Source organism: Acinetobacter sp. YH12096 (assembly GCF_013419215.1).
Classification (GTDB): Bacteria; Pseudomonadota; Gammaproteobacteria; order Pseudomonadales; family Moraxellaceae; genus Acinetobacter; species Acinetobacter amyesii.
In genome coordinates this window covers 15,714-37,907 of the sequence record NZ_VPAM01000032.1, presented here as the reverse complement: position 1 = coordinate 37,907, position 22,194 = coordinate 15,714, and the positions used below count along the sequence as shown (strand labels likewise).

The following is a 22,194-nucleotide window of genomic DNA, read 5'->3' as shown; positions in this document are numbered from 1 at the left end:
GCAGGCAGTGTGGTGGTGCATGATGTCGCAGGCAACCCTGCGACAGTGACAGCTGATAAAGTCTATAGCGTTGACACCACAGCACCGACAGCGACGCTTAGCATTGATGCGGTTACAGCGGACAACGTTGTGAATGCTGCGGAAGCAGGAAAAACTGTGACGTTGACTGGTAACGTGACCGGTGAATTTACTGAGGGCGATATCGTCACTCTGACCATCAACGAGAAAACATACACGGCTAATGTTCAAGCAGACGGTATTTGGAGTGTTGCTGTAGCAGGTAGTGATTTGTTGGCTGATGGTGACAAATCAATCGCAGGCAGTGTGGTGGTGCATGATGTCGCAGGCAACCCTGCGACAGTGACAGCTGATAAAGTCTATAGCGTTGACACCACAGCACCGACAGCGACGCTTAGCATTGATGCGGTTACAGCGGACAACGTAATCAATAAGTCCGAATCCGAGCGCGACAACGTGCCGGTGACGGGTACGGTGGGGGGCGATGCGAAGGTGGAGGATATCGTCACCCTGACCGTCAATGGCAAAACCTTCACCGGCGAGGTCTACGACGACGAAGGCACGCTGCGCTTCAGCATCAATGTGCCGGGGGCTGATCTGGCGGCTGGTACGTCCATCTCCGCCAGCGTCACCACTCATGATGACGCTGGCAATGCGGGCACGGCCGATACCAACCGCACCTACTCGGTGGACATTGAAGCCACGATCACCATCACCGGCCCGCTGGCCGTTGACGATGTGATCAACGCGCTGGAATCGGACGAGAGTCTGACCATCACCGGCACGACCACGGGCGTGGAAGCAAACCAGCCGGTGGAGGTGGTCGTGGGCGGCAAGATCCATTACGCAACGGTGGGTACTGATGGCAACTGGACCGTGACGGTGCCTGCGGACAACGTGGGTGACCTGGCCGATGGCCCGTTGACGGTCACGGCAACGGTAAGCGACGAGGCCGGCAACGTAGCCTCGGACAACCATGCGGTCACGGTCGATACCGTGCAGCCAGGCGTGACGGTGACTATCACCGACGCGGTGTTGAACATCGCCGATCCCAGCAGCGACCTGACCATCGTCTTCAGCGAAGTGCCGCACAGTGCCACGGGCGTCGCGTTGACATCCGAGCAGGTCAAGGCTCTGCTGAACTTGCCGGCGGGCGTGAGCGTGGGTGATCTGACCACCAGCAATGGCGGCCTGACCTGGACCGGCACTCTCACCGCCGACAGCGTTGTCAATGCGACTGACCTGACGGTAACGGTGCCGGCCAACAGCTACTACGACCAGGCGGGCAATGCCGGTACAGGCAACAGCGACAGCGTGACCGTCGATACCACTGCGCCGACCATCGACCAGGCTGCAATCGGCGACGGCAACCTGTCGCGCGATGAGGCGACCAACATCACCCTCAGCGGCACCACCACCGGTGTCGAGGCGGATCAGACCGTCACCGTGACCGTGACCGATGGGAACGGTGCCACCGTCGTGGTCACCGCCACCGTCGTGGTCACCGCCACCGTCGGTACCGATGGTAGTTACAGCACCACCGCCGACCTCACCGGTCTGGCCGATGGCCCGATCACCGTGTTGGCCGAAGTCACCGACAAGGCGGGTAACCCGGCCAATGACAGCGAGGGGGCCACCCTCGACCTGACCGCGCCGACCATCACCATCACCACGGTGGCGAGCGGCGATGACATCGTGCAGTGGGGCGAGAAGACTGGCAGCGGCATCACCGTCGCCGGTACGGTCACTGGCGTGGCCGAAGGCACTACCGTCACCGTGATCTTCAACGATGTGGATGGCAGCCCGATCGTCGTCACCGGCACGGTCGCTGCAGGCGGCACCTGGACGGCTCCGGTCACCCAAGCACAAGCTGCTTTGTTGAAGGACGGCAGCGCCAGCGCCACCGTCAGCGATGCCGCTGGCAACAGCGCGAACACCAGCCACACCTACACCGTCGCTGCGCCGCCACCGCCGGTCATCACTGGTTATGGCGACAACATCGACAGCGTGCAGAGCACCACGGTCGTCCCCGGCGCACCAACGCCTGCCACCACCATTGCTGGGCAGGTGCTGGGCGATTGGCACCAGCCGCAGGGCTTCACGCCTGTCAGCAATGAAGCTGGCGAACACGGCGTGTTCAGTATCGATGCAAACGGCCACTGGAGCTACCAGCTCAACACGGGTATCGAAGCCGAGTTGACCGCTTCGGCAGGTCCGTTGATGGACTACTTCACCGTTACGGGCGCAGACGGCAAGAACTATCAGGTCCAGGTTTCCACCCACGATGCGCAGGTGGAGGTCACCACCGTACTGCTGAAAAACATCGGTTCGGTCGGCAACAGCTACATCGATGACGGCCAGCTTGATGGCGTGGCCGCTGGCCAGACGATCGACTCCGGCAGCGTCACCGTCAACGGCGCGCCGGTTGCGATCGGCGAGGCCATTCGCGTGGCAGCCGGTGAAATCACCATCCACGCCGATGGCAGCTACACCCTGGAGCCGTACAGCAACAACACCGACATCGTGGTGGAATACACCGTCGGTGGTATGTCGCAGAGCCAGATCATCACCACCGCCGCCAATACCGTGAACTACAGCAATGACGTGCTTGGGGACATCACTGGCACGGTGGATCCGGCGCTGGTCAATGAGAATGGTGAGGTCACCTTGCGTCTGTACGCCAACAAGTTCACCACTTCAGATGAGATACAGGGCGTGCCTGGCTTCCCTAATGGTGCTGACGTGACCGTAACGGTGGACCCGAACACTGGCGCATGGACCATCAGTGCGGATCAGTTCCACGACGTGCTACAAACCATCTGGGCCGCTGGCCACCTTCGCAACGACAACATCTACCTACAGGTGAAGGCGGTCGACCCAGTGACTGGCAAGGCCAGCGAGGCCTCGCAGAAATACACCTTCGTCACCGATACCGTCGCGCCGGAAGCCACCAGCGTGGATTACGTCGAAGGTCAGAACGAAGTCACGGCACTGGTATCGGAATACGCTGGTCCGTTCGGTGATCAACAAGGCGCCAATACTGGTAACTTTGTGACCGTCACTTATAACGGCAACGTGGTTGGTACGGGTACGGTGGGCGACCGGATTGCCGGTACCGATTACCTGTCGATCAAGGTGGATCTGAATTCTAGCGGGCTGGGTCTAGCGGACGGGGAAACGTTCGACAGGTCGAAGCTCAAGGTTCACATCACCGACAGTGCAGGCAATATCGGCATCAGCAATGACCTTGTCATTGACCCAGAGGACTTGCTTGATCTGCCACCGGTCATGGTGACGGGCTATGGAGATGCCGTTTCTGGAGGCATACACAACGCCGATGTGATCAACGGCGGTGTGACCAACGACAACAAGGGCACAATTAAGGGCAGCATCACACTGGAGGAAGGGCATTCAGTTACCCACATCCTGGTGTACCTACACAACCTGTCCAACCCAATTATGATCAGCACTACGGCAGACGGCACTCCGCTCGCCGAGGCCACAGGTACGGTGACCTGGGAAGTACCGCCTGAGCGTCTGGGCCCACCGATCACCACCACTGGCTCCCTAGCCGATGGCGCCGTCACGGTGACGGCGCGTGCCTACAACGATGCCACCGGCCTGCGTGGAGAGGTCTCCAGCAACTTCACTATGACCGTGGATACCGCAGCGCCTACCGTGGATGTCGAGATCGACGCGGTCAAGCTGCTGGCTGGCCAGACTACCGATCTGAGCATCAAGTTTAGCGAAGTACCGTACAACGATGCCACCGGCACCGCACTGACGGCCGAGCAGGTCAAGGCATTGCTGAACTTGCCGACGGGCGTGAGCGTGGGTGATCTGACCACCAGCGATGGCGGTCACACCTGGACCGGCACCGTCACCCCGACGTCGGGCATGGCGGATGAAACGCTCACGATCAGCATCGATGCGGGCGGCTACCACGACCGTGCCGGTAATGTCGGTGGCGGCGACAGCGACAGTGTGCGTGTGGATACCCAGGCTCCGATGGTCACTGTCGAAATTGCGGATGGCGATCTGATCGCCGGTGAAACCACCACGGTGACCCTGACCTTCAGCGAAGTGCCGCACAACGCTTCGGGCCAGCCGCTGACGGCGGCGGAAGTCCGTGCATTGTTGGGCAACCCTGCCAATGTCAGCATCGGCAACCTGACCAGCAGCAACGGCGGCCTGACCTGGAGTGGCACCCTCACTCCGAATGCCAACTACGAGGGCAGCACCACCGTGACCGTGGGCAACGGCAGCTACTACGACAACGCCGGCAACGCCGGTAGTGGCAACAGCGACAATGTGGTGATCGATACCCGGCCGCCGAGCGCCGCCGATGACAGCGGTTCGGTCACCGAAACCAGCAACACCGTGCCGGGCGTTGGCTCGGCCAGCGGCAACGTGCTCAGCAACGACGGCAGTGCAGCCGGCACGGTGACCGGGTTCAAGGTCACCGTGGGCGGTGTCGAGTACACCGCAGCGCCGGGTGGGTCGATCACCACCACCTACGGCACCATCACCATCGGCACGAACGGTGCTTACACCTACACCCTGGACAACGGCCGCCAGGTCACCCAGGCGCTCAACAATAACGATCATCCTGTCGAGGTGATCACCTACACGGTGCGGGATGCGGCGGGCAACACCAACACCGCCAACCTCAACATCACCGTCAACGGCAGCAATGACGCACCGACGATTGCGATCGATACCGCCAGCGAGCAGCCGCCGGTGAGCGGCGGCAATCTGGGCGATGGCCGGTTCTCCTCGGTTGGCACGGCAGGCGACAACAATGCCAGCACCAACACCATGACCTTCAACGTCGGCACTGGTGTGGACCCGTCCACGGTGCGCGCGGTGATTAACCTCGATCGGGTGGACAACACCTTCAGCCTGTTGGTCAACGGCCAGGATATTTTCAGTAACGGAACGGGTTCCACGACCATCTTCCAGCTGGAAAACGAAACCACCACCAGCACGGGGCAGCATGTCGTCACGCTGCGTTTTGCCGATGGCACCTGGCTGGGTGTAGGCAATCCCTGGACTGCCAATAGCAACGGCCTGCCGCGTTTCCAGATCATCATGACCGAGGACGGCGTGCGCTTCTATGCCACCCGCAACATGAACTCCACCGAGTTGGAGGAAATCTTCATCGGTACCCGAAACGGCACGAATTTCGCAACGATCTTCCCGCAAGGGTTGACCAACCCCGGGATGGGCGTACCGGATTTCGTGCCCGGCGGGAACACGGTGACCGTGGTCAATCCCAATGGCTCGGGCCAGGACCTGATTTCCGGTTATGTGAAGGTCACCACCGGTGGAACCTTCAGCATCAGCGATTGGGACAACGGCCAGGTCCAGTCCGCCGCCATCACTCTGCTGGGCACCCAGACCGGCGACAAGCTGATCACGGTGCTGCCGCTGGGCATCACTGCCAGCGAAACCACCGTCGACGGCAACAAGGTGCTGACTCTGACCGGCCCGGCCTCGCTGGCCGACTTCGAGGATGCCATCCGCTCGGTGATGTTCCAGCCGGGCGCGGCGGGTGGCGAGCGGACCGTGCAGATCCAGTTGACCGATCCGAACGGGGCGCAGTCCAACGTGCTCAGCGGTACCGTGAGCGCGGGGGCCACGACACTTGCGGCAGACGGGACTGCAAGCGTGACTGAGTGGACCAATGCCGGTTTCGAGGTGGCGGGCTACACGACCAATGCGACCACGCTCTTTACCAATGGCAGCCCGGCCCAAGGGCTGATCGTGGGCGCAGCGTTGGATGCGGCGTTGGCGGCATCGACGGGTGTGGACGCCAGGAATCAGACGAATGGTTGGGCAGGTGAGCGTGGCAATGGCATCGGTGTGACCGGCGGTACCGATGTCCGTATCTCCGGCACCGAAAGCCTAGTGATCGATATCGGTTATGACGTGCAGTCCGCACGCCTAACCTTCACCAACTTCACCGCTGGAGAAACCGCGCTGTGGTATGCCTATGACGCTGCCGGGGTGTTGGTTGCCTACAGATCGTTGAGAGGATCGGGTTCTGGTGGCACCACCCGGCTGCCTTTCGACCTCAATGGCATCGACGGTGACTTCCGCTACCTGGTCATGAAGGCGGACAAAGGCAACTTCCTGGTGGATGGACTGGAGGTGAAGGGCTCGACCAACACCTACACCATCGGCGAGTTCGATTACGGCACCTCGGGTATCGCCGGCAGGAGTGCATCTGCCGAAAGCTTCGTTGCCGATTCGTTCGATGATGATCTGCTGATAAGCGGTTTCGAGAATGACAGCCTAAATGGCGGTGCAGGAAGTGACATCCTCAATGGTGGTTCAGGTAACGATACCTTGATAGGTGGTTTGGGTTCAGACACAGCGATCTATGTGGTCTTAAATGCTGCCGATGCGACTGCTGGCAATGCTACCGATACATGGAAAGATTTCCATTTTGGTGACACTGCTACGGATAGCGAAGCTGACAAAATTGAGTTTAGCGCAGACTTCTTTACCGGATTGCTAGAGGATCACTCAAATATCGCAGACTATATCTCTGTAACTGAGGATGGCGATAATGTCGTAGTGTCGGTAGATCGTGATGGTTCGGCAACCGCCTATCATTCGACAGAATTACTGGTGCTTGAAAATCAAGCGGGTTTAACTTTGGAGCAGTTATTGGCAAACGGTCAAATCATCATCGGTTAATATCATATTAAGGGTGGCTTTCGAGTCACATACAAAGTACAGGGATGTGGATCATCCCTGTGCTTTGAGTTATTTATCCATTGGAGCGTATAACCTTGTGGTTTAGCACGAGGTTATACGCGACTGGCGTAAGTCATACGACAGGGAATGTCGTATTCAATTTCTTTATTCTTCATTACTTAGAAGTATTACTGTTAAAGGGCTTTGTTGCACAAAGATTTCATAACTATATGATTTTAAAAGTTTTGATTATTTTTTGATCCAAAATTAAATTTATTTAAATCAGATGCTTACATATTTATGCAACAAAGCCTCTCTGATGTATAAAGCTCCAATACCTTTAGGGCCAAAAATTTTATGTGCAGAAAGGGAAAGAAAATCAATATTTAATTCATCCACATCAATTTTACTTTTAGATAAGATTGCGCGGCATCAACATGAAATTTGATATTTTTTTTGAAGCAAGCATCGCCAATTTCTTTGATAGGTTGAATAGATCCTAGTTCATTATTTACATGCATAATGCTAACAAGTACTGTATCTTCACGCATATGTGAAATAATATCTTGTGCTTTTACAATGCCATTTACTTGTGGTGCAATATAAGTGATTTCATAATCAAATTCTTTTTTTAAAAAATTACAAATAGATAAGACACATTTATGTTCGATAGTGCTTGTTATAATATGCTTGCCTTTTTTTGTGTTAGCGAGTAGATAACCTTTAATTGCTAAATTATTTGACTCAGATGCTCCACTCGTAAAAACTATTTCTTTTATATGCTCCAATTGACTCCGCAATTTTTCCACGGGCAATTTCTATTTTATCAGCAGAAGATTGGCCCATTTGATGAACAGAAGAAGGATTTGAGTAATCTTCTTGAAAAGAACGAAACAATTCTGTTTTAACAGAAGGGAGCAACGGGGTCGAAGCAGCAAAGTCTAAATAAACCATCTTCTACATAAATCCACGATTATGTTTTGATAATACATCTGGACGTCTTAGTTTTCAAAAAAAAATCATGGTATACGTCAAATTATGTCGTTGAATCACTTGCGCTTTATTTTAATAGTTTAGCCAGTTGGTATAAATTTTAATAAATGCAACTTAGCAAGCGACCCTGTGAGCTTCAACTTAAAAATGAGAGGACTTCACACCCTCTTCTGGAATTTTTTTCCACATGCTAAAGGCCATTACTTTGGTAACATTACTAACTGAAAAGCCAATTATCTTAGTAAGATAATTGGCTTAATTAGACTTTACTCTTATCCGATTATCCGATTATCCGATTATCCGATTATCCGATTATCCGATTATCCGATTATCCTCCCAATAACATGGCACTACAATCAAATTGTTTTCATGCAACCGCGACCATAATCGGACACCTAAATCCCGCTGTATATTCTGAAGTGTGAAATTGGAAATTAGCAGTGTGGACTTCATATTGTCATAACGGCTATACAGAACTTTATGTACCATCTCCAGACGTTTCTCATGTCGGTCATGTAAGCCATATTCATCAATCACCAATAAATCAAAACTGGAGAAATGTTTGATAACTTCCTTTTCAGAGCGTGAAGCATCTGACCAGGTGTCCATCATTTTTTGAGCAATTTCTGCACTGGTATAGTAGCGTGCAGATTTTGTGCTGTTATGCAGAATGTTGCGAATGATTGACGCACTCAGATGAGTCTTTCCTGTACCCGGTGTACCAATGAGCAGCAGGTTTGGATAATTGTCAGAAATAATCTGCTGTGCAAAAGCCTGACATAGTTTGATGGCATTGTCTTGTGCAGGACATGCAACTACATAATTCTTGAAGCCACGATCCAGGTAGCGTTTGTTGAGCCCTGAGTTTTTGATTTTCTGTTGTAGAAATCGCTGTTGCAGCTCATCTGCATAGGTTGCATGTGAGTGATGGACGGTTTCTTTCGCACATAATTTACAGAGCCTATGACCGGCAATTTCCATCAGGGGTATGTGTGATGGGTAGGGCAGAGTGTTTCTGTTGTTTCTGCGCGAAACTGGAGCGTTTTAAGCATGGTATTCATGATTATTCTCCTAAATCCATTTTGAATTTTCTAAAAAACTCTCATTTTTTTCTTCAAAATTTGAAGATGAAGATGAAGATGAAGATGAAGATGAAGATGAAGATGAAGATGAAGATGAAGATGAAGATGAAGGGCATGGTTCAAGCATGACTTGAGTAATACTCGGGCTATGCTTATGATTTGCTTGAGCATTTACTTTCCGTTGCTTGGCTGATGCTTGAGCATTGCTTGCGGATTTCCCCCAACGTGCTTGAGCTGCATTTTTAGCTTTATCAGATTTCATTTGCTGATTTTGCAATGCCTGGCTTTTTAAACTGGTTAAAAAACTTGAATGAATCTGCTCAGATTCGATTTCAAACAATTCCAGGGCCAACAGCGTATTCAACAAAGTTTTAGCCTTGGTATGTTGCGATAATTTTGTGATGCTACATACTGTCGCTAGGTCATGAGGAATAGCACCATTTTTCCAGAAATCCATCATTAACAGCAGTGCTGCACCAATTTGTTCTGCTGTCATTCGTGCAAATTTCGCCTGTAAGTCGCCAATATAGAGTGGCATCCAAATTGAAATATCTTTATGCATGTGTCCACCTTTCTTATAGGTATAGAGAGCTAAGGTCATCAATTAGATGACCTTGTTATTTATTTGATCAGGAAGCTAAGCTCATTAACCGGAGACGAGCCTGTTGGGCCAGGTCATCGTAATGGGCTTCCCCTTCATCCAGCATTCGCTGTAACCAGAGTCTCAATGCTTGGTGATCATCGAAGCATTTATTGATTTCCAGCAAAAAGGCCAGATTATGCAGTTTGGGAATGTGTAGCTCATGGATTAATTCACGAGCGACTATATCTGCTTCAGGGCTGACGACCACACCACCAAAGAAAGCTTTACTATTCATGTGCAAGCTCCTCTGTATTTAGCTTTTCCAGCATGGCTTCAAATGCACTGCCATCGCGGCGCGTAACATTGGGGATGTAACGGCTATAGACCCGGAATAGCATTTCAGTCGTTGAATGTCCCAATTGACGTGCGATCCATTCCGGATTTTCTCCTGCCGACAGCCAGAGAGTTGCTGCTGTATGACGTGTTTGATAGGCTCTTCTAGACTTCAATCCTAGAAAGCGCAAGATCGGATGCCAGACACGTTTATTCACCAGACGATAATCGAGAGGTCCACCGTCACGATTACAGAATACAAACTCTGATTTACCATTATTTAAGCTTTTCTGTTGCAGAAAAGCTTGGTAAACCCGGTCATTCATCTGGATCGTGCGGTCAGAGCCATAAGTTTTGGTTCCACCAAGAACACCATTCACTAACGCTTCTCTGATATGGATTTCACGACGCTGTAAGTCGATATTTTTCCATTGCAGACCATCGATTTCACTGGTACGCATACCCGTAAAAAAGCGAATGGTGTAATAGGGGCGGAAGTCTTCACGCACCGTGGTAAGAATTTTATGCACCTCTTCCAGAGAAAAAGGTGTGACTTCAATCTTGCTTTCCTTCAGATTGTTAATATTTTTATAAGGCGACTCAAACTCGTATCGTTCAGCCGCATCATTGAGTATCATACGTAAAGGCGTCATGATTTGATTAATCCGCGATGCTTTCAGACTTGTTTGATCTTTTCCGTGTGTCACTTTGGCGAGGGAAGCACGGAAGTTCAGCAAGTCTGACTTCTTGATTTTCGAGAGAACCTGATTACCAAAAGCAGGAATCAAATAATTTTTAATAATAATTGAAATCTTTTGTTGATAAGAAGTTCTCCATTCAACTTGTTTTTGTTTAAACCACACTTCAGTAAACTCTTTAAAAAGAGGAACCTTAGTTTGTACAGCGATTTGCTGACTTCTTTTTTCCTTAAATTCATCGACACGTTTACTTTTTGGAAAGTACTTTTCGTATTCAAAAGTTCCCAGTGTGATTTCTGCCTCAAGCTGCTCGAGACGTTTTTTCAAAATGCGACGGTTATAGGCATTGTCTTCAAGATTGGTTGTTTCTCTGCAACGAATGCCCATGTAGCGAAAGTCGGCAATCAGTTTGCCACTTCGTTCCCGGATGGTAGCCATCAGTTAAACCTCCTAAGCTTTATTGCAAGGCATCCATGCTTAAACCAGTGAATTTAAGCATTTCAGTTTCAATACGTTCCCAAACAAAAAGAATTTTGCGACCACCAAAAGGACGGATGTAGTGAACACCTTCAATAAAGACACTGTCCTTCAGCTGGTTGCGAATGGTACGAGCGTCGTACTGGATTTTTTCAGCCAGTTGCTGGGCTGTGAGATAGGTATATGACATAATAGAGCCTCATATTTTTTACTAGGTAACTAGGAAAAATTATTCCTAAGACATAAATTATCATATTTTTATGTTGTTGCAAGTACTTTTTATGATTTAACTAGGAAATTTTATGATTATTTCAAACTTGGCAGTTTTATTAGCAGAAAGGAAACTTAAGGTTGCTGATTTGGTGAGAAGTACTGGAATTAATAAATCTACTTTACATAAACTTTATAATGATGAATCTGTGCGGATTGATTTTGAGACAATTGATAAAATTTGTATTGCATTAGATGTAGAAGTGGGCGATTTATTGATTTTCAAGAAAATTGATAATAATCAAAATGATAATAGTTAGTTTGGTCACAATTGGTCACAATTGGTCACATCAAAAAGTGAAATGGTCACAAATTCTTGATCATTTGGTAAAAAACACCTTGTTTGGAAGAGAATAGGATAATTTTTTGCCTTCAAAAAAGCTCTGAAAGTGGTGATCGATTGAGGATATTTAAGGTCAATTGAGACCATTTTTATTGTCGTGGGCACGCCATGGTCACATCTTGGTCACAAAATACAAATTACATTAAGAATATTTTTTATTGAATCGAATAAAAAAGAAAAGAGGGTTTTCAAAAAACATAATAAAATCAACATGAAAAAAGCCCTAATCTTTCGATCAGGGCTTTTTGAATTTGGAGCGGGAAACGAGACTCGAACTCGCGACCCCAACCTTGGCAAGGTTATGCTCTACCAACTGAGCTATTCCCGCGGAGTCTATCCTGTTTTTTTACTAAAAAACTGAATCGAAAAAAATTTGGAGCGGGAAAGGAGACTCGAACTCCCGACCCCAACCTTGGCAAGGTTATGCTCTACCAACTGAGCTATTCCCGCGGAGTCTATCCAATTTTTTAAATAAAAAACCGAATGAAAAAATTTTGAGCGGGAAAGGAGACTCGAACTCCCGACCCCAACCTTGGCAAGGTTATGCTCTACCAACTGAGCTATTCCCGCATAGCCACGTATAATACATTAAGGATTTTTCAGGTCAATAACTTTATGAAAAACTGTGCATCGTTTGCATAAAATAAAAACAATTTGTTTGAAAATTGGAAGATTTTTGCAGGTCGAAGGCTTCCATTTTGATGAAATCATGCAATTCAGATGGTTTCAGCAACTTTGCGACACAAGAACTTGAACAAATACAGGCTATACTAAGACCAGTTGAACCTTTTTTTGAATTTGGGAGAGCCGTTTTGAGTTTAGAACAGCAATTAATTGAGCGTCTACAGACATTAGCGCCTACACATCTTGAAGTGGTGAATGAGTCCGCAGGTCATGGAGGTTATTTCCCAGGTAAAGAGTCGCATTTTAAAGCAGTGATCGTGAGTGAGGCATTTGCAGGTTTGCGTTTGGTGCAACGTCATCAAAAAGTCTATGCCGCAGCCGGTGATTTACTTAGTCCGGGGCAAATTCATGCCTTGGCCATTCATGCGTTTTTGCCCGAAGAATGGAAAGGTCAAGACACCACTAGCCCTGAATGTGCGCATGCACCTAAGTCATCTTAAGGTGAGCCATGGAAACGCAATTAATCATTAAAATCATTCATATGTGTGGTGTGGCTTTAGGCTGTGCTGCCATTTTCATTCGTGCTTTTACGTTGTTTAAAGGGACGCAGGGCAATTTACCCAATCCGGCAGGGCGGAAGTTTTTTGTTGCTTTGCAACATGGCTCAATGACATTAATTGCCGTGACTGGAATTATCTTATTGTTTATGAAGAACTTTGATGTGCAGCCATGGTTCTATGCCAAAGTTGTGCTGTTTTTGGTGCTGCTGTCTTCTTTATCTAAAGCGTATAAAAAAGATGACAGTATTTTATTGGTTCAGCGCCGTGCGGGCTTATTTATTGCAGCTATTGCACTTATTTTCATCATTACATTGGTTATAATCAAACCAGTTTTTGGATAAATGGCTTATCCACATGGCCGATTTCAAGGCTTGAGTAGAAAAACAAAGATTAGAGGGTTTTGAATGCGTACGCGTGTGGTATTTAACCAAAAAGGTGGTGTGGGGAAATCGAGTATTACGGTCAATTTAGCGGCGATAAGCGCGCACCAAGGTTTAAAAACTTTGGTGATTGACCTCGACCCTCAAGCCAATTCAAGTCAATATTTGTTGGGGGATGATGCGACGTATTCGGCAGATAAGCCTGCACTTGAACCCAATATTGAAAATTATTTTGAAGAAGTCTTGGGGACACAACAAAGTAAAGGTTTGTTGGGAAATGCCATCGGTTCGATTTTGAAAGGTCGTGCCAAAGGTTTGGAAAGCTATGTGCATGCATCACCTTATCCACGCTTAGATGTGATTCCTGCCAGTCCAAATTTAGGCGCGTTGGCACATGCCTTAGAATCTAAGCATAAAATTTACAAACTCCGCGATGCTTTGCAGCAGATGAGCGGTCAATATGATCGAGTGTTTATTGATACACCGCCGGCCTTTAACTTTTTTACCTTATCTGCGTTGATTGCGGCAGATCGCGTGCTGATTCCATTTGACTGCGATGTGTTTTCAAAACGTGCCTTACAGACCCTGATCGAAAATGTGTTAGAAACGCAGGATGATCATAATGATCATTTGGAAATTGAAGGCATTGTGGTCAATCAATTTCAGGCACAGGCGAAGTTGCCGCGCGAAGTTGTACAACAACTCAAAGATGAAGGTCTTCCTGTATTGGACAGCATGTTACCGCCTTCAGTGCTGATGAAAGAATCTCATCATAAAAATCAACCTTTAATCCATTTGGCTGCAGATCATAAATTGACGCAAGCCTATCAATCATTGTTCAATGAAATTGAGCAAAAGTAGTATCGAGAAAAGTATGAATGCACTTAAATGTGGTCTAGTTGCTTTCACTGCTGTTGTATTGGGTGCATGTGCAAGTACGCCAAAACCAAGCTATGTTTCACCTACACAGTATCAGTCTTTGAGTTGCCAACAATTGCAAAGCGAATACAACCGAATCCACGACTATATTCAAAATGGTGTAGAAACACCGAAGCGTACAGGCGTTGGTGTGGGTGTAGGCCTTGGTGGTGGCTGGGGCAGCCGTGGAGGTTGGGGCATTGGTCCGAGTATTTCGGTCAATATGGGACAATCTTCAAATACCAAACGTACCGAACTTTCACGCGTTCTAGGTGAGCAAGAAGCGATTGTACAGGCAGCAAAATTTAAGGGTTGTCCGATTATTGTTCGCACAAATTCGGCTACTGCAGCAAAATCATAAACGGATCATGAGCAGGGGCTCAGGCCTGGGCTATGAGAAAAGTGTAATAAAATTTGTCAGTAAGCGACGCGTCTACTGGCATTTTTTTTGAGTCAAATAAACTGCACTATTTAGAGCCAATAAAATATTTAAAACTATGAAAAAATTAAATTAAATATCATTCGTAAATTTTAATACCTTCTTCTGGTCTTGAACATTCAGCGTGAGTGCATTGACTTGTACAAGGATAAAACTGACCTAGCGCGTACTTGTTTTTTTAAATTCATTTCGGCTAAGGTGTGCGCTTTGAAACATTGTCTGGGTATTTATGATTGAGAGTTGGCTTTTTGTATTGGCAATGATTGCGGTGATGATGACGCCGGGACCTAGCAATGCACTAATGGCAAGCTCTGCACATCAACAAGGCATTGCAAAGACGTGCATGCTGATTCCTGCAGAATTATTGGGCTATTTCTATGCTATTAACTTATGGGCGTTGATTATTCATTTAAGCGCTCCAGTGTGGCCGAATTTAATTCACTTACTGCATTTTCTCAGTATTGCCTATGTTTTATGGTTGGCTTTTCATTTGTGGAAATCGACGCATTTACATCAGTACAATCAAAAACATCCTTCAATTCAACCACGTGAATTATTCATTTCCTCGTTAAAAAATCCGAAAGCGTTGCTTTTTGCTGCAGGTATTTTCCCGATAGAAACTTGGGCTAGCCCATTAAATTTTATTTTGGTTTTCGCTGTATTTAGCGTGGTTTTGCTACCTGTTGCGTTGTTTTGGATGTCATTTGGACGGACAATTTTGGCGGGTAAGACTCAAAAAATTAAGGCCGATCTTCTGTATAAAGGATCGGCCCTGATGCTGATTTTATGTATGTTTCCCGTGGTTTTGCGCTTTTTTGCTTAAAGGCGTTCACCACATCGGTTTATTTCTTTAATTTTGCTCGAATAAAACCAATTACACCTGGTAAAACACTAATAATAATGCCAAAGATCAGATGGGTGAAGTTATCTTTCACGATTGGCATATTGCCAAATAAATAACCCAAAGTGATAAATGAGCCAACCCAGCAAATCGCACCAATCATGTTAAAAGTCAGGAAGTACTTGTAGTTCATGCTGCCTGCACCTGCCACAAAAGGCGTGAAGGTTCGTGCAAAAGGAATAAAGCGGGCAAAAATAATGGTTTTACCACCGTGTTTTTCAAAGAATTTTTGCGTATTGACCAAATGTTGGCGGTTAATGAAGCGTGATTCAATTTCAAAGACACGTGGGCCAATATATTTACCAATATGGTAATTCAGCGTGTCGCCCAAGACCGCAGCGATAAACAGCAAAATCACCAAAACCCATGGATCCATGGCACCTGTTGACGCAGCGAGCGCGCCTGCTGCAAACAGAAGACTGTCACCCGGTAAAAAGGGCATGACCACTAAACCGGTTTCAACAAAAATAATCAGGAACAGAATTGCATAAATCCATACGCCATAATTGGTAATGAACTCGAGTAAATGGTCATCAACATGTAGTATAAAATCAATCAGTTCCATGGGGCTTATATGCGTAAAATAGTGGTCTGATGCTATCAGTCTGGGGCAGCAAAGTCAGTATTAAAACGTAATTAATTATCAGTAAAATCGTTCTATATATGGAATGATGAGTATTATAAAAGCATATTTAAAGAGAATAAGAAACGACCTAATCTAAGCACATCTTTTGAACAGTATTAAAAATAGGTTTCAGTATGTTTAATCCAAATCTAGTGGTGAAAAATCTGAGTCAACAGCCGCAAATCAATGCGGTAATCAGTCTCGTTGCACGTATTTTGATGGCTTATATTTTTATTGTGGCAGGTTGGGGCAAAATTACCGCTTACACTGCAACCGCAGGTTATATGGAGTCAATGGGTGTACCGGCAGGGCTACTTCCGATCACCATTTTAGTCGAGTTGGGTGGTGGCTTAGCTTTATTGTTTGGTTTTCAAGCGCGTTTTGCGGCACTGGGTCTAACCGTATTTAGTTTAATCACTGCATTTTTATTCCATGGTGGTGCAGAAGATGGCATTAACTTTATGAAAAATTTGGCGATGTCAGGCGGCTTATTATTTCTCATGTTACATGGTGCAGGTAAATTCAGTTTTGATCATTGGATCAAAAAATCAAAATAAAGCGGTCATGAGTCCGAGCATCCATCAAAGCGGCGTTCTGCCGCTTTTTTCATGTCTATCGCTGATTTAAAGTAAATCAATAAAGCCCTGAAATGTGTTGTAAAAAACATCGTTTGGCTTGTGGTTTTTGCCCCTGTCCGAATAGTGTGCGAAAGTCCAAGAAAAATGTTAGAATACGGCGCTTATATTCGTTGCCTGCATAGTTGTTTGCCATGACTACCAATACCCAAATTACTGAAGACCGTATCCTGATTTTGGATTTCGGTTCTCAATATAGTCAGCTTATTGCACGTCGTGTACGTGAAGCTGGTGTTTATTCAGAAATGTACGCATTTGATATGTCTGAAGAAGACATTCGTGCATTTAACCCAAACGGGATCATTCTTTCAGGTGGTCCAGAAAGTGTTCATGAAGAAGGTAGTCCGCGCGCACCACAAGTTGTATTTGAACTTGGTGTACCTGTTTTAGGTATTTGCTATGGTCTACAAACCATGTCAGAACAACTTGGCGGTAAAGTTGAGCCAGGTACTGTGCATGAATTTGGTTATGCAGAAGTTGATATTAAAGTCCGTGATGCTTTAATTGGTGATCTTGAAGATACCAAAGACCAATTAAAAGTGTGGATGAGTCATGGCGATAAAGTGACTCAAATTCCTGAAGGTTTCCAAATCACTGCAAGCACACCAAGCTGCCCAGTGGCGATGGTTTCTGATGAAAAACGTCGTTTCTACGGTATCCAATTCCACCCAGAAGTGACACACACTGCGAAAGGTGCTGAGTTATTGTCTAACTTCGTACATGGTGTATGTGGTTGCCGTAACTTGTGGAACTCAGAAAACATTATCGATCTTCGCGTAGAACAACTGCGTGAGCAAATTGGTGATCAAAAAGTTCTATTGGGTCTTTCAGGTGGCGTAGATTCATCTGTTGTAGCTGCACTTTTACACCGTGCGATTGGCGACCAATTGACTTGTGTATTCGTAGATAACGGTTTACTTCGTTTGAACGAAGGCGAGCAAGTGATGGACATGTTTGCGAAAAACATGGGTATTCGCGTGATTCGTGCCGACGCTGAAAATCGCTTCTTAACAGCGCTTGCTGGTGAAGTTGATCCAGAGAAAAAACGTAAAATCATCGGTCGTGAATTCATTGAAGTGTTTGCTGAAGAAGCACGTAAGCTTGACGGTGTGAACTTCCTTGCTCAAGGTACCATTTACCCAGACGTAATTGAATCTGCAGCAAGCAAACAAGGTAAAGCACACGTGATTAAATCACACCACAACGTGGGTGGTTTACCTGAAGACTTAGCATTCGAATTGGTTGAGCCAATCCGTGATTTGTTCAAAGACGAAGTACGCCGTTTAGGTACAACTCTTGGTCTTCCATTTGAAATGCTTTACCGTCATCCATTCCCAGGCCCAGGTCTAGGTGTGCGTATCCTTGGTGAAGTGAAAAAAGAATATGCAGATATCCTTCGTCTAGCAGATGACATCTTCATGCAAGAACTTCGCGCAAGCGGCTGGTATGACAAAACTGCGCAAGCATTTGCTGTATTCCAACCCGTGAAATCGGTTGGTGTGGTGGGTGATGGCCGCCGTTATGCATGGGTGATCGCGCTTCGTGCTGTAGAAACTGTGGACTTTATGACTGCACGTTTTGCACACCTTCCTTATGATCTTGTAGACAAGATTTCTACACGTATCATGAACGAGATTGCTGAAGTTTCTCGTGTTGTTTATGACGTATCGTCTAAACCACCTGCTACGATTGAGTGGGAGTAATTTAGGGATTTCAAGAAACAACGTTTCTTGCCTAAATTACGGCAAAGGCTATGCCTGCGCCAGACTGGGGTTTCACGAAGCACTGCTTCGTGCCAGTTTTACGCCAAGAGCTATGCTCGCGGCTATTTAGGGAAACCTAAATATTTCTAATAAAAAAAGGACGCTTCAGCGTCCTTTTTTTTGTTTATAATTATGAAAAATACTATTTTAAAAAGAGCAAGTTAAATGTCATTGCCTACATACGATCAGTTGATGCTTCCATTAATGAAACTTTTAGCAGAACAAAAAGAGGCAATAAAATTAAGTTCTGCCACAAAAATTTTAGCTGAAAGATCTGGGTTATCTGAAGCTGATTTAAATTTAAGGCTATCTAGTGGTACAAAAACAGTATTTTATGATCGTGTTGGCTGGGCGAAAACATATTTGGTTAAAGCAGGTTTGATACAACAACCATCACGTGGTCTTTGCGAATTAAGTACTTTAGGTTGGTCTATTGATTTGTCCAGCTTATCCAATATAACTAATCAGTATTTGATGCAGTTTGAAGGGTTTTCTGATTATAAAATTGGTTCTAACCATAATAAAAATATTCAAAATCTAGTTCTAATAGAAGAGCATGCTACATCTATTCAAACAGAACATTTGACGCCTGCAGAAATAATCGAACAATCATCAAAGGAGCTTAATCAAACAATTAAAGATGAGCTATTAAATAAAATTAAAAGTAATTCACCCAAATTCTTTGAGCAATTAGTTGTCGATTTGTTGGTAATAATGGGTTATGGCGGTTCACATCAAGACGCAGCCCAAGCAATAGGTAAAACCAGTGATGGTGGCATTGACGGTATTATCAGTGAAGATCGTTTAGGTTTAGATAAAATATATATTCAAGCTAAACGTTGGGAAAATACGGTGGGGCGCCCTGACATTCAACAGTTTAAGGGAGCTTTGGCTGATCAAGTGGCGAAAAAGGGCGTATTTATTACTACTTCTTGTTTTAGTAAAGAAGCAATTGAGTCAGCAAAGAAATCAGGCATTGTTTTAATTGATGGTGACAAGCTTACATCTCTCATGATTGAATTTGGCTTGGGTATTCAAATTGAAAGAAGTTTCCATATTTATAAAATAGATCAAGACCGTTTTGATGAAGATAGTTTTTAAATAAACTTAAAGGACGCTTCAGCGTCCTTTTTTTATATCTCAACATTCTATTTATAAACAATTGACCAACTACTATCGCTTTCATTATTCGGTTCAGCTTTAGGCTTCGCTTTATGGGTAAAGCTTTGCCAAGACTTCGTCGATTTACGTTCCGGTTTCATGCTTGAATCATAGCGCTCTACACGGTTACGGCCATTTTCTTTTGCCTGATACAGCGCAATATCCGCTTGCTTAATCAGTTCAGTTAAATTTTGCTTATGTGATTTAAGCTGTGAAACACCAATGGAAACGGTAAATTGGATCGGGTGATTTGCGACATTCAGCAATGATTGATTTTGAAGCGTTAGACGAATACGTTCTGCGATTAACATTGCATCCTGTATTTGCGTTTCCGACAGCAGCACAATAAATTCTTCGCCACCAAAGCGAGCCAAGACATCTTTTTGGCGCATTTCTTTGCGGGTGGTTTCAGCGATACATTGCAGTACCTGATCACCAACATCATGCCCGTAATTATCATTAATATGTTTAAAATGATCGACATCAAACATCAATAAACAAGTGCTTGCAGGCGTTGGCCATTCATGGATGCGATGTTCAGCCAACTGAACAAACTGACGACGGTTGTATAACTGGGTGAGCTCATCTGTGTGCGCAAGATTTTTCAGCGTATGCATATTCCAGTCGTCAAGTAGGGTACGTAAAAAATGACGACGTGCATTGAGTGTATTATTCCAACTCATATGCAGGCTGATCATCCAAACAGGAATAGACACCACCACAAAAATCAGTGCTTCTTGCCATGATAAAAGCTGACTCACCGCAAAATATACCAATAGCGAAATGAGACCCGAACAATACAAGGCAGGCTTAAATTGTGTTTGTACGCAGACATTGGCAATTAAAATAAAGATCGCTGCACCATAGATATAGGACGAGACCATTGGGCTATTTGAAGCCAGTAATAAGCCAATCCAAATCGCGGTGCTACAGACCGTCCCGATCGGTAAGATCATGTCGAGTACACGAATGTCTTTTTTGTATTTAAATAAATAAAAGCTAACCAATAAAGCCACAATAATCAGGGCAACTCGAGAAAGGCCTGACCAAAAGAACATGTCTGGAATAATAAAAATGTCAGCAAAAAAATAAAGAAGAAACGTAATCTGCGCCATGTAGTTCACTTGACGCAAATAAGGTAACTGATGGGCATACTGATGTTGTAGAAAATAGTTTCTAAACTGCGTAGGAATACGTGCAAAAGGATCTGCAATGGCTTGTTCAATCTCGGCACGATTGGCAAGATCACACTCAGAAAGTTTCAAAGTATGAGTATGATTTTTACGAACTTCCTGAGCAGACGAATTAGTCCGAGAACTCATTCGTACATCAACAGACATGTCCCTTCTCCATAAATGGCTTAGGACAAATTATGAACAAAAAACACACAAAAATATCTACCTGAAACTAGGGATTTTTCGAATGAATGATAAAAAATCGTCTGATGATTGTTACAAAATATATTATTAACTTGCTGTTTTATAAGTTGAAATTTGATTGCGTCCTGCAAATTTTGCTTGATAAAGTGCCTGATCGGCCATGCGAATTACACTTTGTAAATCTCGGTTTTTTTGACCAAATTCGGCAACACCAATTGAAACGGTAAATTTAAGTTTTTGTAGTGTATCAAGTTCTAAATAATCATCGGCTATTGCCCGTCGTAGGCGTTCGGCAATATCTTGAGCCTGACGCAGGTGTGTCTGCGGTAAAAGAATAATAAATTCTTCACCGCCGAAGCGGGCAATGATGTCTTGGCTACGTAAGGTATGTCGGCACGTTTCTGCAATTTGTTGTAAAACATGGTCACCAATATAGTGTCCAAACTGATCATTAATATTTTTAAATTTGTCGACATCAAAAATCAGTAATGAAAGCGGCTGTAACGGTTTGGACTGATGATGAATATGATAATTGGCAAGTTGAATAAATTGACGTCGATTGTTTAAGCCGGTCAGCACGTCGGTATGCGCCATAATATTGAGCGCTTCACGGTTCAACTGATCGAGTTTACTGTGTAAAAATACAATTCTGGATTTTTGCGTTGAATTCCAACTGATATACAAACTAAATAACAACACGGGCGAATAGATCAATATAAACAGTTGCAGTTGATGGATATTGCCAGAAATGGCGAAATACACCCCAATCAGTAAAATAAGACTGATACATAGAGAAATGAGCACAGCAGCTTTAAAGCGGATTTGTACACATAAATTGGCTAGTACAATAAAAACCAAAGATGCATATAAATAGATCGGCACATCGGGACTATTGGATAAATTGAGTAGACTAAACCACAGCGCAGAAGCACCAACGATCGATAGGGGAAGCATCAAGTCGAAGAGTAAAATGCTCTTACTATATGTATAAATGCCCCATGTGATGCCCATCATCAGTAAGGTATAGGCCGTTTTTAAGCCTATCGCGAGCAAACCCACATCGGGCAACATAAACCAATCCGCGATGGCATAAGAGAGATAGGCCAATTGAGCCACGATGTTGACTTGCAAAAAGAATTTAAAAAGTTGACGACGATGGTAGTGGAAAAATTCTTGACGAAATTGAGCAGGAACGCGAACAAAGGTTCCTTTCAAGGCTTTTTGGATCAGTGCACGTGATTCTTTCTTATACTCATTGATCATGCAAGATTACCGACAGGTGAGCATGGTTTGTATGTAAATTTATG

Annotated in this window: 17 protein-coding genes, 3 tRNA genes and 2 pseudogenes; 10 read left to right on the top strand and 12 right to left on the bottom strand. The window is 45.7% G+C overall.

Going from position 1 to position 22,194, the window contains the following annotated elements:
* Positions 1–9: 9 nt before the first annotated feature.
* The gene (locus FTU36_RS12960; protein WP_373686363.1) at positions 10–6,723 is read left to right on the top strand and encodes an Ig-like domain-containing protein; all 6,714 of its coding nucleotides are present in this window, start codon (positions 10–12) and stop codon (positions 6,721–6,723) included.
* A 282-nt stretch (positions 6,724–7,005) separates the two neighbouring features.
* Here FTU36_RS12960 and FTU36_RS12955 read toward each other — a convergent pair.
* The 6 genes and pseudogenes from FTU36_RS12955 to FTU36_RS12930 all read right to left on the bottom strand — a co-directional run bounded on the left by FTU36_RS12955 (position 7,006) and on the right by FTU36_RS12930 (position 11,079).
* A pseudogene (locus FTU36_RS12955) lies at positions 7,006–7,677 on the bottom strand (cysteine desulfurase family protein).
* A gap of 351 nt (positions 7,678–8,028) precedes the next feature.
* Positions 8,029–8,777 (bottom strand): annotated as a pseudogene (locus FTU36_RS12950) (ATP-binding protein).
* A 10-nt stretch (positions 8,778–8,787) separates the two neighbouring features.
* A complete protein-coding gene (locus tag FTU36_RS12945; RefSeq protein WP_180118195.1) occupies positions 8,788–9,360 on the bottom strand; it encodes a DUF1376 domain-containing protein in 573 nt (190 codons plus the stop codon).
* A gap of 67 nt (positions 9,361–9,427) precedes the next feature.
* Positions 9,428–9,676 (bottom strand): hypothetical protein, encoded by a 249-nt coding sequence (locus FTU36_RS12940; RefSeq protein ID WP_180053788.1) that lies wholly within the window; start codon positions 9,674–9,676, stop codon positions 9,428–9,430.
* The gene (locus FTU36_RS12935; protein ID WP_180118187.1) at positions 9,669–10,850 is read right to left on the bottom strand and encodes a site-specific integrase; all 1,182 of its coding nucleotides are present in this window, start codon (positions 10,848–10,850) and stop codon (positions 9,669–9,671) included. The genes FTU36_RS12940 and FTU36_RS12935 overlap by 8 nt, the downstream gene beginning before the upstream one ends.
* A gap of 19 nt (positions 10,851–10,869) precedes the next feature.
* Positions 10,870–11,079, bottom strand: coding sequence for a hypothetical protein (locus tag FTU36_RS12930; RefSeq protein ID WP_000122748.1), 210 nt, complete (start codon positions 11,077–11,079; stop codon positions 10,870–10,872).
* A 112-nt stretch (positions 11,080–11,191) separates the two neighbouring features.
* Between FTU36_RS12930 and FTU36_RS12925 the strand changes: the two genes are divergently transcribed.
* Positions 11,192–11,419: a helix-turn-helix transcriptional regulator gene (locus tag FTU36_RS12925; RefSeq protein WP_005094613.1), complete on the top strand. Its 228-nt coding sequence runs from the start codon at positions 11,192–11,194 to the stop codon at positions 11,417–11,419.
* Between the two features lie 335 nt (positions 11,420–11,754).
* Here the strand turns inward: FTU36_RS12925 and FTU36_RS12920 are convergent.
* The 3 genes from FTU36_RS12920 to FTU36_RS12910 form a co-directional block, all read right to left on the bottom strand.
* A tRNA-Gly gene (locus FTU36_RS12920) sits at positions 11,755–11,830 on the bottom strand.
* A gap of 46 nt (positions 11,831–11,876) precedes the next feature.
* Positions 11,877–11,952: transfer RNA gene (locus FTU36_RS12915), tRNA-Gly, on the bottom strand.
* A gap of 47 nt (positions 11,953–11,999) precedes the next feature.
* Positions 12,000–12,072: transfer RNA gene (locus FTU36_RS12910), tRNA-Gly, on the bottom strand.
* 242 nt (positions 12,073–12,314) lie between these two features.
* Here FTU36_RS12910 and FTU36_RS12905 point away from each other — a divergent pair.
* The 5 genes from FTU36_RS12905 to FTU36_RS12885 all read left to right on the top strand — a co-directional run bounded on the left by FTU36_RS12905 (position 12,315) and on the right by FTU36_RS12885 (position 15,246).
* Positions 12,315–12,626, top strand: coding sequence for a BolA family transcriptional regulator (locus FTU36_RS12905; protein ID WP_078191519.1), 312 nt, complete (start codon positions 12,315–12,317; stop codon positions 12,624–12,626).
* Positions 12,627–12,634: 8 nt separating this feature from the next.
* On the top strand, positions 12,635–13,027 hold the full coding sequence (locus FTU36_RS12900; RefSeq protein ID WP_168378832.1) for a SirB2 family protein: 393 nt from the start codon (positions 12,635–12,637) through the stop codon (positions 13,025–13,027).
* Between the two features lie 63 nt (positions 13,028–13,090).
* The gene (locus FTU36_RS12895; RefSeq protein ID WP_180003554.1) at positions 13,091–13,927 is read left to right on the top strand and encodes a ParA family protein; all 837 of its coding nucleotides are present in this window, start codon (positions 13,091–13,093) and stop codon (positions 13,925–13,927) included.
* 13 nt (positions 13,928–13,940) lie between these two features.
* The gene (locus FTU36_RS12890) at positions 13,941–14,345 is read left to right on the top strand and encodes a hypothetical protein (RefSeq protein WP_180026158.1); all 405 of its coding nucleotides are present in this window, start codon (positions 13,941–13,943) and stop codon (positions 14,343–14,345) included.
* Between the two features lie 307 nt (positions 14,346–14,652).
* On the top strand, positions 14,653–15,246 hold the full coding sequence (locus FTU36_RS12885; RefSeq protein WP_168378830.1) for a LysE family translocator: 594 nt from the start codon (positions 14,653–14,655) through the stop codon (positions 15,244–15,246).
* A gap of 19 nt (positions 15,247–15,265) precedes the next feature.
* Here FTU36_RS12885 and FTU36_RS12880 read toward each other — a convergent pair whose 3' ends face one another.
* The gene (locus FTU36_RS12880; protein WP_180118185.1) at positions 15,266–15,889 is read right to left on the bottom strand and encodes a DedA family protein; all 624 of its coding nucleotides are present in this window, start codon (positions 15,887–15,889) and stop codon (positions 15,266–15,268) included.
* 194 nt (positions 15,890–16,083) lie between these two features.
* On the opposite strand from FTU36_RS12880, the gene FTU36_RS12875 reads away from it, so the two are divergent.
* From FTU36_RS12875 to FTU36_RS12865, 3 genes are all read left to right on the top strand, one after another.
* Complete coding sequence (locus FTU36_RS12875; RefSeq protein WP_180118183.1) at positions 16,084–16,506, top strand: DoxX family protein; 423 nt, start codon at positions 16,084–16,086, stop codon at positions 16,504–16,506.
* Positions 16,507–16,718: 212 nt separating this feature from the next.
* Complete coding sequence (guaA, locus tag FTU36_RS12870) at positions 16,719–18,287, top strand: glutamine-hydrolyzing GMP synthase (RefSeq protein ID WP_078194056.1); 1,569 nt, start codon at positions 16,719–16,721, stop codon at positions 18,285–18,287.
* Between the two features lie 225 nt (positions 18,288–18,512).
* Positions 18,513–19,448: a restriction endonuclease gene (locus FTU36_RS12865; protein ID WP_078191511.1), complete on the top strand. Its 936-nt coding sequence runs from the start codon at positions 18,513–18,515 to the stop codon at positions 19,446–19,448.
* Positions 19,449–19,495: 47 nt separating this feature from the next.
* On the opposite strand, the gene FTU36_RS12860 is transcribed toward FTU36_RS12865, so the two are convergent.
* Together FTU36_RS12860 and FTU36_RS12855 are read right to left on the bottom strand one after the other, a co-directional pair.
* On the bottom strand, positions 19,496–20,830 hold the full coding sequence (locus FTU36_RS12860; protein WP_180118193.1) for a GGDEF domain-containing protein: 1,335 nt from the start codon (positions 20,828–20,830) through the stop codon (positions 19,496–19,498).
* Positions 20,831–20,974: 144 nt separating this feature from the next.
* On the bottom strand, positions 20,975–22,150 hold the full coding sequence (locus tag FTU36_RS12855; RefSeq protein WP_180118181.1) for a GGDEF domain-containing protein: 1,176 nt from the start codon (positions 22,148–22,150) through the stop codon (positions 20,975–20,977).
* Positions 22,151–22,194: the final 44 nt, after the last annotated feature.